We start from the raw sequence: 9601 nt of genomic DNA, 5'->3' as shown, positions 1-9601 counted from the left end.
ATGGAGGGATGAACGAGGGGACTTTACGATTTTTATATTGCTATTATATGTCTGATCAGAGTTCTGCGAGTGAGGACATAACAAGAAATCTGCTGAATCAAAGTGTCAGCATCGTGTCTGCTTTTATGTAATTAAGTGAAAGTTTATTATCAATCTAATAGGAGGTAAGCGATATGAATAGGATTTACAAAGTTATTTGGAGCAAAGTAAAGAATTGCTATATCGTAGTTTCTGAAATAGCAAAGAGTCACAGTAAGCCCGTATCTACAAAATTAAACGCCGGTAAAACCGTTGCGGCCGTTTTGGCTGTAGCGGCTCTTTGTGCTGGAATGACAACCAGCGTCATGGCGGCCGATAAGTATTATAGTGTTGATGACTATGAGGGGCGCCTAGCTTCTATGGGTAATGCTGATAATAGTGGGGCTCAAGGCATTGGTTCTATGGCAGCCGGTATAGGTTCCAGTGTACAGAGTCAAAGTATGTTCCAAGGGGCTATGGCTACCGTTATAGGTTCTTTGAACACAGTCGCAGTAGAATCAAATGAAAAGGCTTTTGATGGTGTTGCTAACTCTATCGTTGGGGTTGCCAATGCGACACAGAATGCCAATGCAACCTTGATTTTTGGTGCAGGTAATGCTGTAAGTAACTCCTATGGAGATGTAACTCTTGATACTGGCAGTATTAACCCTGCAGATCCGGTAGGTACGGCAAGAAAATTAGGGGCAGCTGTAGGTGACAGTGGTGGACAGGTTTTGGTTATCGGTGGTGCCAACTCGGTTGACTATGCTCGTTTCTCGGCGGTTACCGGTGTCAGCAATACTTTGAATGGTGCAGACGGTAATACCAGTGATTATAACTTTATTACCGGTGCAAAAAATACTTTGACCAATGCCGACAGCACCTATGTAATCGGTTCGAGCAATACCGTGTCCGATGGTACTTCTAATGTCGTAATCGGCGATAAGCGTAAATTAACCAGCACTACAGGTAATGTTGTTATCGGTTCGGCTGATGATGAAACGGAAACTACCGTATCCGATGCGACGATTCTCGGTCATAATGCTAATGCAACCGTTGCTAATGGCGTAGCTTTGGGCTCTAATTCTGTTGCCAGCGTAGCGAAAGGGGTCGCAGGTACGGTTCCAACGGGTACAACGGTTTCTGATACAACTACGCCTACTTGGACATCTACATTAGGGGCTGTTTCTGTTGGGGTTATTGGTAGTGATGGTACAGCAACGGAAACTCGTCAGATCACAGGCGTAGCAGCCGGGACACAGGCTACCGATGCTGTTAACGTAGCACAGCTTAATGCTGTAAATACCGTGGTTAATGCTAATAAAACAAGTATTAGCACATTGGAAACAACGGTAAATAATAATAAAACTCATTTTGTTCATATAAATCAAGGAACAAGCGGTACTAACTATAACAATGATGGTGCCAAAGGAACAAATTCAATTGCTATTGGTAAAGCTTCTACAGCCGGCGACAATAGTATAATTATTGGCCAAGGTGCAATTAGTAAGAGTGGAGACGCTACTAAGTATGGCAACGGTAGTGGTGATATTGCTATCGGTATGGGCGTACAAGTTAATAACTATGTAAACCAAGGCGGCGGCATCGCGATTGGTCAAAATGCTCGAAGTGAAAATATGAATGGTCGTCAAGAATACTATTTAGGATTAGGCCAGACAACATATAGCGGTGGGGGCTGGATTAGTATTGGTACGCCGGATAATCCCGAAAATATGGTAACCGGTATTGCTATTGGTAAAAACTCTTATGCTCGATCTGGTGGTACTATGGTTGGTACACATAATTATAAGGGGGCAATTGGTGATACTACCGTAGATACAGCAAATACTATAAACACTAGTAATAATGTGCTTTCTACTACTGTGGGGGCAAATAGTTTTAATGCTGCAGCGCTGGGCTCTATAGTAGGGACATATTCAATTGCTAGTGCCACTGATGCAACCCAAAACTTTGGTGCTACTATAATGGGGTCTTTAAACAGTGTCGAATCGGCAACATCAGATAGTTCATATGCGGGTGTTGCCAATAGTATCGTAGGTCTTGGTAATGTGGCTAATAATACAAATGGTACATTGATTTTTGGTGCAGGCAACGAAGTAACAAATTCAATTACGGATATTAGCGTTCCGATGTCATCGAGCATTAAATCGGCTAAAGATTTACAAACACGTTTGAAGACGGCGATTAAATCATCGAATAGCGGTGGCTCGACGATGGTTATGGGTGGTGGCAATAAGGCTGATTATACCCAGTTATCTTCTGTCCTTGGTGTTAATAATACATTGACTGGTACAAGTGATGATATCAGTACATATAACTACATTTCAGGCTTTAACAATACAGCATCGAATGTAGATAATGTAACTGTAATCGGCAGAAATCGTACAGTGACAGGTGCTGATAGCAGTATTGTTATCGGTAAAGCCGATTCAGCGCTTGAAACAACTGCTAGTGATGCGGTAGCTATTGGGAGAAATACCAATGTAACCGGCGATGGTGGAGTAGCTATTGGATTGAATTCAATTTCAAGTGCCTCTAATGGTATGGCTCTTGGCGCCAATTCTCAAACTAGTATAGCTAATGGTGTAGCGCTTGGGGCAAATTCTATTGCTAATGTGGATAAAGGTGTCATTGGTTATGATCCATCCGGTAAAATAACAGATTTTGATAGTATTATAGGTACCAATAAAGAACGATATGAAACGCTTCAATCCTCAATTGTAACTACTAATGAGACTATTAGTAGTTTAAATTCAGATATTGCTACGTTAAAAGAAGAACAAAGCAAATTAGATCCATTTTGGAATTCTGCTAGAATTAAGGCGATTCAAGCCACTATTGATGCAAAGCAAGCTGAAATAGACTCCGCTCAAGGTGAAATCGATTCATATCAAAGTGAAATGAATAATATGGTTTCAGCTTGGCAGTCAACCGGTGCAGCAGTATCTGTTGGTGACAGCGCAACCGGTTTAAGCCGTCAGATTACTAATGTAGCAGCCGGTACAAATGATACTGATGCTGTCAACGTGGCACAGCTCAAAGCCGCTAAAGTTGTCTTAGAAGATGGTAAAAATACAACGGTAACTGCTGATAATTCTGAAGGCTATACGAAGTATACTGTAGATGCCACTGATACAAAAGTAGAGAAGCTTACTTTTGCCGATAATACGCTCACGCTTAAACAAAATATTGGTGATGACCTTACCGTAGACGGTATTGCTTCTACATCGGATCTTGCGAAGAATAAGGTGATCTTGAAGGAAGGCAACAATGTAACGATTACGCCTGATGTGGCTGCTGATGGCTCTACTACTTATACCATTAATTCGGCGGTTGATAAAATTAAGTACTATTCTGTAAATTCAGATTTAACTGTTAACCAAGATGGTAAAGGGGCTCAAGGTACAAACTCAATTGCTATTGGACCGAATGCTGTAGCTCAACGTGAAAATGGGTTAGCTATAGGGACCAATGTTAATTCCGGCGGTAAAGGCAGTATTGTCATCGGTAGTGATTCTAAAGTATTAGAAAATATTGCTTTGGAAGGCAGTATTGTTATTGGTAAAAATGCTACAGCTTTCACCGGTGGTGGTGAACAAGAAGCCAAATTAGGCTTTGATCCTACAAACTGGCCAAATAAGGGCAATGGTGGATATGATAACCCTACTGATCCTACTCGTGTAGCTACATCTATTGTTATCGGTACAAATGCATTTGGTCGTACTGGCTCGATTGATATTGGTGACCGCGTGTACAGAGGTACTATGGGTGGTATAGAAATCACGGATGAAAATAATAACTCCAGCTTCCATGTAAATCAAACTACCTTAGGTACAAATAGTTACAATAAAGGCTTGTTCTCTACGATGGTTGGCGCTTACTCCATTGCTACAGGTGGCTTTGATGGTAGTGGCGGATTTAATACAATGTCTTATGGTGCTCAAAACTTTGGCGCTACGGTTGTTGGTTCCTTGAATAGCATTCGATCCAATGATGATAGTACGATGTACAATATGTTTGCAGGTGTTGCCAATACAATTGTAGGTGTAGGGAATATTACTGAGGATTCTAATGGCTCTTTGGTATTTGGTGCCGGCAATAAGGTTTCGAATTCTGTAGGAGTTATTGTTGCCCCAACAGATGGTGCTGATTCTGTTGATTCTATGGTGGATCAACTTCAATCTGCTGTTCGAGCTACTAATAGCGGTGGTTCGACATTGGTTATTGGTGGTGGCAATATTGCTAATTATACGCAAGGCTCCTCTATCATTGGTGTTAACAATACATTGACCGGTTCGAGCCTTGAAGATTTTAGTACATACAATGCATTGACTGGTTATAACAACACGGCAACTAATGTAGATAATGTGACTGTGACCGGTGTTAATAACACTGTCAGCGGCTCTACGTCTATCGTTAACTTAGGTAATGAAAATGCTGTATCTGAATCTAACAATACTATCTTGTTAGGTGATAACCGTACCGTAACCGGCTCCGACAACAGCATTATCTTAGGCCGTGCGAATAAGGAAACGACGACCACCTTCCGTGCAGCAGGCGATACGACCTTGACGACGACGGCCGATAACGTAGTCGTTATGGGCTATAATGCCAATGCAACTGTCGATGACGGCGTGGCCTTGGGCTCCAACTCTGTAGCCAGTGTCAATAAAGGTGTAGACGGTTATAATCCTAGTACGAAAGCATTAACCGGTAGTGCATGGACGTCTACTTTAGGCTCTGTATCTGTAGGCGATGTTTCGAATAATATGACTCGTCAGATTACTGGTGTAGCAGCCGGTACTAACGATACTGATGCTGTTAACGTAGCTCAGTTGAAAGCTAACAAAGTGGATTTAAAAGCTGGTGACAAGGTAACTATTACTTCTTCTGTAGCTAATGACGGAGCTACAACGTATACAATTGCATCGACTGATACTAATACAGTATTAGCAAAAGGTGAAATTACATATAGCACTAACGGTGCTGATGGTACTTTAGTTTTAACGGATTCTGATAATAATCCTGTTACTGTAACCGGTATTAAGAACACTTATGTAACGAGTGCAGCTTTGGATACTGATACACATACCTTAACACTTATGAGAAATGATGGCATACCTGTTGAGGTAACTGGTATTGCAACAACGGCTGATATTACGGCGAATAAGATTCACTACTTCCATGTAAATTCGGCAGCTAATGGCACTAACTATAATAACAACGGTGCAACCGGGACCGATGCGATTGCTATCGGAACCGCAACTGCAATGCCGGATAACAGTGTTGCTATCGGTAATAATGCACGGATTTTTGATAGTAACGGCGGCAAGGGCAGTGGCGATATTGCTATCGGTAACGGTGCAAGAATTAACAACTATGCCGACCAGAGTGCAAGTATTGCTCTCGGCCAAAATGCACAAATTGACAATATGGCAGGTCAGCAGGAAGCTCTCTTCAGCTTAGGTCAAACGACATTTAGTGGCGATATTTTCTCGAGTGCTAGAATTCCAGCCGATCCGTCTAAAGTAGCGACGGGTATCGCCATTGGTGAAAACACCTTCGTTCTGGCGGCTTAATGGTAGGGACTCATAACTACCGTGGTGCCTTAGGCGACGTAACCGTTGATAGTGCTAATACGCGGGGAACCGGTGTCAATGTAAACGCAACAACGTTAGGTACCAATAGTTATAATAATGGTGCATTCTCTACCATTACCGGTGCCTACTCTATTGCCAGTGGTAACTATGCAGGTGGACGTAATACCTTATCTGCTAGCAAAAACTTTGGTGCTACCATTATGGGTTCCTTGAACAGTGTGGAATCGGCAACCGCGTCGAGCAATTATTCCGGGATTGCTAATAGTGTCGTTGGTACTGCAAACCGTACATTTAACTCCAATGGTTCCTTGATCTTTGGTGCAGGTAACGAAATCACTAACTCGGTTACGACGATTAACGCACCTACATCTGCAGGAAGCTCCGCTAAGGCATTACAGGATACTCTGATGAGTTCCATTAAATCTTCTGCCAGTGGTGGTTCGACTCTTGCAATCGGTGGTGGCAACAAGGCTGATTATACACTGCGGACGGCCATCATTGGTGTCAATAATACTGTAACCGGTACAAGCAGTGATGTTAGTCAGCAAAACTATGTAACCGGCTACAACAACACTGCGACTAATGTAGATGATGTAACTATCGTCGGCACTAACCGTACCGTATCCAATGCTGCGAACAGCGTCGTCATCGGCTCTGCTGACTCCGTGATGACATCCTCTGCCAGCGATGCCGTTACGATTGGCCGGAATGCCAACACAACTGTTGACGGCGGCGTGGCTTTAGGTTCCAGCTCTGTAGCAAGTGTTGATAAAGGTGCATTAGGCTATAATCCGGGTATTGAAGAATTGACGGATGCTGAAAAAGCAAGTGCTACTTGGACATCTACCTTGGCGGCTGTTTCTGTAGGTGATAGTGCTAATAACTTGACACGTCAAATCACTAATGTAGCAGCAGGTACCAATGATACGGATGCCGTTAACGTAGCACAGTTGAAAGCTAATAAAGTAACTTTGACAGCAGGCGATAATGTAACGATTACGCCTACGACTGCTACGGATGGTTCGACAGATTATAAGATTGCGTCCACAGATACCTATGTCACAGCAGGTTCATTGAGTGAAGATGGTACTTTAACACTTACTCGAAATGACAAAGATCCTATTACTGTAAATGGCTTAGCTACAAAAGCTGATGTGGCAGGTAGTGCAACTCATTACTATAGTGTCAATGATAGAGGCAGTACTGTTGCGAACTATGACAATACTGGGGCTAAGGCTGGCATGTCGATAGCTGCAGGTCCGGCTGCATCGGCTTATGGATCAGCCTCAACAGTAACCGGTGCCTTCTCTCGTATTGAAGGCAATGGTGAAAATGGTATGAGCGTTGGCTTCCAAGGGGCAACTGCTGCTGCATACGGTTCCTTCAACGTTGTTGGGGCGAAAGATGGCGTAGCCTTTGACGGTGTAGCTAACAGCGTTATCGGCGTAGCCAATAAGACGGAAAATGCTAATGCCGCATTAATAATGGGTGCTGGCAATAAGATTACGAACTCCTATCGTCCGGTAGATTTAACTACGGCAGGACCTTTAGCCGCTGCTATGCAGAAAGCTATTGCCACCGGAGATAATGGTGATATGGTTACGGCTTTAAGCAGCATGGTAAAAGATAGTGGTGGTGCCGTACTTGCTATCGGTGGCGCCAATACGGCTGACTATGCAATGCTTTCAAAAGTAGTTGGTGTAGGCAATACGTTGACTGGTACTGAAGGCAATGAAAGTAAGCTCAACATGATCGATGGTTTTGCTAATACCGGTACCAATATCAGTAATGTTACTGTGATTGGTAGTCGCAATACAGTTGCAGATGCTTATAGCACTGTTGTAATCGGGGATAACCGAAATTTAACGAAGGCTTCAGATAGCGTAATCCTCGGATCGGCCGACAGTGAAATGACAACATCGGTATCTAATGCAACAGCGATTGGTCATAATGCCAATGTAACCGTGGCCAATGGGGTAGCTTTAGGTTCCGGATCTGTAGCCAGTGTAGACAAAGGTGCTGCAGGCTATAATCCGAGCAGTAAAGAATTATCCGGTACAGCATGGACATCTACTTCGGCAGCTGTATCTGTAGGTGATGTGGCAAATGATATCACTCGTCAGATTACAGGCGTAGCAGCCGGTACAAATGACACCGATGCTGTAAACGTAGCACAGCTGAAGGCGAATAAAGTAACTGTAGCCGCAGGCGCTAATGTGACTGTTGATACAGCAACCGCTAATGACGGTTCTACTACTTACACAGTAAATTCAACGGATACGGATACCCAGGTAACCGGCGGTTCGGCTACGTATGGAACTGACGGTAAAGGTACTATCACATTGAATACCGATGCTAATGGTACTAAAGGTACTGTAACAGTAACTGGCCTTACAGACTTATATGTTGACGACGTTACCTTTGCAGATAACACCTTGACTATTAAACGCAATGACGAAAAGACATGGGCTATTGGAAACCTTGCAACTAAAGATGACGTGTCTGGCAGTGCAACTCATTACTATAGTGTCAATGATAGAGGCAATACTGTTGCTAACTATGACAATACCGGCGCTAAGGCAGGTATGTCGATAGCCGCAGGACCGGCTGCATCTGCTTATGGTACGGCATCAACAGTAACCGGTGCCTTCTCTCGTATTGAAGGCAATGGTGACAATGGCATGAGTGTCGGTTTCCAAGGTGCCACTTCTGATGTATACGGTTCCTTCAACGTTGTCGGGGCGAAAGATGGCGTAGTATTTGACGGTGTAGCTAACAGCGTTATCGGCGTAGCCAATAAGACGGAAAATGCTAATGCCGCATTAATAATGGGTGCCGGCAATAAGATTACGAACTCCTATCGTCCGGTAGATTTAACTACGGCTGGACCTTTAGCAGCTGCTATGCAGAAAGCTATTGCTACCGGAGATAACGGTGATATGGTTACGGCATTAAGTAGCATGGTAAAAGATAGTGGTGGTGCCGTACTTGCTATTGGTGGCGCCAATACAGCTGATTATGCAATGCTTTCGAAGGTAGTCGGTGTAGGTAATACGTTGACCGGTACTGAAGGTAACGAAAGTAAGCTTAACATGATTGATGGTTTTGCTAATACCGGTACTAATATCAGTAATGTTACTGTGATTGGTAGTCGCAATACCGTTGAAGATGCTTATAGCACTGTTGTAATCGGGGATAACAGAAACTTAACAAAAGCTTCGGACAGTGTCATCCTCGGCTCGGCAGATCAAGCTATGACAACATCAGTATCTAATGCGACGGCGATTGGCCATAATGCCAATGTAACCGTAGCTAATGGTGTGGCTTTAGGTTCCGGCTCCGTAGCAAGTGTTGACGCCGGTGTTGCCGGCTATGATGTAGAGACTGAAAAGGCATCTACAAATACCACGGCAACTTGGAAGTCTACTTTAGCCGCTGTTTCCGTTGGTGTTCCGACTGATGGTGGTGCAGCAACAGCTACTCGCCAGATTACGGGAGTAGCTGCCGGTATGCAGGACACGGATGCCGTTAACGTTGCTCAGTTGAAAAAAGTTGCTGAGGCTGCAAATGAAGCAGGAAATACAACCTTGAAGTTCACTGGTGATGACACAACGGCTGAAATTTCCAGAACCAATAACCAGGTACTCAACATTATCGGTGGTGCAACAGCAACTGATGCCGATGGCAACAGCTTATTGACTGATAACAACATCGGTGTTGTAAAAGACGGCGACAATGCATTGAAAGTTAAATTGGCTAAAGACCTTACCGGCTTGAATAGTGTTGCAGTCGGCGATGCAGTCAAACTCGGTACAACCGGCTTGACGATTACCAATGGCCCGTCCGTAACCACTGCGGGTATCGATGCGGGTAGCAAAGTAATTACCAATGTGGCCAATGGTGTCAATCCTACGGACGCAGTCAACGTATCGCAGTTGACGGCTAACAAAGTAACGGTGGCA

The 9601-nt window shown here is 43.8% G+C and carries 2 protein-coding genes; both read left to right on the top strand.

What is annotated here, in order from left to right:
- Window positions 1-173 precede the first annotated feature (173 nt).
- Window positions 174-5618 carry an ESPR-type extended signal peptide-containing protein gene (locus tag TX77_RS13910; protein WP_049917368.1) on the top strand — a complete coding sequence of 1815 codons (5445 nt, stop codon included), beginning with the start codon at window positions 174-176 and terminating at the stop codon, window positions 5616-5618.
- The coding region (locus tag TX77_RS13905) for a beta strand repeat-containing protein (RefSeq protein WP_044505215.1) at window positions 5618-9601 on the top strand (3984 nt) is incomplete at its 3' end. The genes TX77_RS13910 and TX77_RS13905, both read left to right, overlap by 1 nt.

Origin of the sequence: Megasphaera massiliensis (assembly GCF_000455225.1) — a bacterium.
Classification (GTDB): domain Bacteria; phylum Bacillota; class Negativicutes; order Veillonellales; family Megasphaeraceae; genus Megasphaera; species Megasphaera massiliensis.
The sequence above is the reverse complement of the archived record's forward strand: the minus strand, read 5'-3'. Positions and strand labels throughout refer to the sequence as shown.